Origin of the sequence: Companilactobacillus crustorum JCM 15951 (assembly GCF_001434585.1) — a bacterium.
In the GTDB taxonomy this organism is placed as follows: Bacteria; Bacillota; Bacilli; order Lactobacillales; family Lactobacillaceae; genus Companilactobacillus; species Companilactobacillus crustorum.
On the sequence record NZ_AZDB01000074.1, the window covers coordinates 1 to 1898 of the forward strand.

A 1898-nucleotide genomic window follows, 5' to 3' on the forward strand; every position below is an offset into this window, starting at 1 on the left:
CTCAAAACTAAACAAAGTTTTAACAATTGTGTATTTCCGTTGGTACCAAAGTACCATATCCTTAGAAAGGAGGTGATCCAGCCGCAGGTTCTCCTACGGCTACCTTGTTACGACTTCACCCTAATCATTTGTCCCACCTTAGGCGGCTAGTTCCCCGAAGGGTTACCCCACCGACTTTGGGTGTTACAAACTCTCATGGTGTGACGGGCGGTGTGTACAAGGCCCGGGAACGTATTCACCGCGGCATGCTGATCCGCGATTACTAGCGATTCCAGCTTCATGTAGGCGAGTTGCAGCCTACAATCCGAACTGAGATCGGTTTTAAGTGATTTGCTTACCCTCGCGAGTTCGCAGCACGTTGTACCGACCATTGTAGCACGTGTGTAGCCCAGGTCATAAGGGGCATGATGATTTGACGTCGTCCCCACCTTCCTCCGGTTTGTCACCGGCAGTCTCACCAGAGTGCCCAACTGAATGCTGGCAACTGATAATAAGGGTTGCGCTCGTTGCGGGACTTAACCCAACATCTCACGACACGAGCTGACGACAACCATGCACCACCTGTATCCATGTCCCCGAAGGGAAAGACTAATCTCTTAGCTTTTCATGGTATGTCAAGACCTGGTAAGGTTCTTCGCGTTGCTTCGAATTAAACCACATGCTCCACCGCTTGTGCGGGCCCCCGTCAATTCCTTTGAGTTTCAATCTTGCGATCGTACTCCCCAGGCGGAGTGCTTAATGCGTTAGCTGCAGCACTGAAGGGCGGAAACCCTCCAACACTTAGCACTCATCGTTTACGGCATGGACTACCAGGGTATCTAATCCTGTTTGCTACCCATGCTTTCGAATCTCAGCGTCAGTTACAGACCAGAAAGCCGCCTTCGCCACTGGTGTTCTTCCATATATCTACGCATTCCACCGCTACACATGGAGTTCCACTTTCCTCTTCTGCACTCAAGTTTACCAGTTTTCGAAGCACTTCCTCGGTTGAGCCGAGGGCTTTCACTTCAAACTTAATAAACCGCCTACATTCTCTTTACGCCCAATAAATCCGGACAACGCTTGCCACCTACGTATTACCGCGGCTGCTGGCACGTAGTTAGCCGTGGCTTTCTGGTTGAATACCGTCAGTACGTGAACAGTTACTCTCACGCATGTTCTTCTTCAACAACAGAGTTTTACGATCCGAAAACCTTCTTCACTCACGCGGCATTGCTCCATCAGGCTTTCGCCCATTGTGGAAGATTCCCTACTGCTGCCTCCCGTAGGAGTTTGGGCCGTGTCTCAGTCCCAATGTGGCCGATTACCCTCTCAGGTCGGCTACGTATCATTGCCTTGGTGAGCTATTACCTCACCAACTAGCTAATACGCCGCGGGTCCATCCAAAAGCGATAGCAGAGCCATCTTTCAAGCTACGATCATGAGAAAGTAGTTGTTATGCGGTATTAGCACCTGTTTCCAGATGTTATCCCCCACTTTTGGGCAGGTTACCCACGTGTTACTCACCCGTCCGCCACTCACCAAGGTCTGAATCATGAAGCAAGCTTCAATCTTCAGGATGGTTCGTTCGACTTGCATGTATTAGGCATGCCGCCAGCGTTCGTCCTGAGCCAGGATCAAACTCTCATATTAAAAGTTTGTGACTCATAAAAAATATACTAGCGAATTGACTTCGTTGTAAATCCAACAAATAAATGTTGGCCTACACAATTTTAGTGTTAAAACTTTGTTCAGTTTTCAAAGGTCTACCAGCTGATTAAGCGCTTACGCTCATCAGCGACTTAATTATTTTATCAAGCTGACAAGTTGATGTCAAGGCTTTTTTAAAATAATTTTTCTAAGTAATTAATGAAATAAATCATTAATTACTTAGGTGTTGTCTCACGAGACAACTTAAT

General features: G+C 47.5%; 1 rRNA gene. It reads right to left on the reverse strand.

The features are described from left to right. Positions 1-65: 65 nt before the first annotated feature. Positions 66-1632 (reverse strand): 16S ribosomal RNA (locus FD26_RS10665). Between the last annotated feature and the right edge of the window lie 266 nt (positions 1633-1898).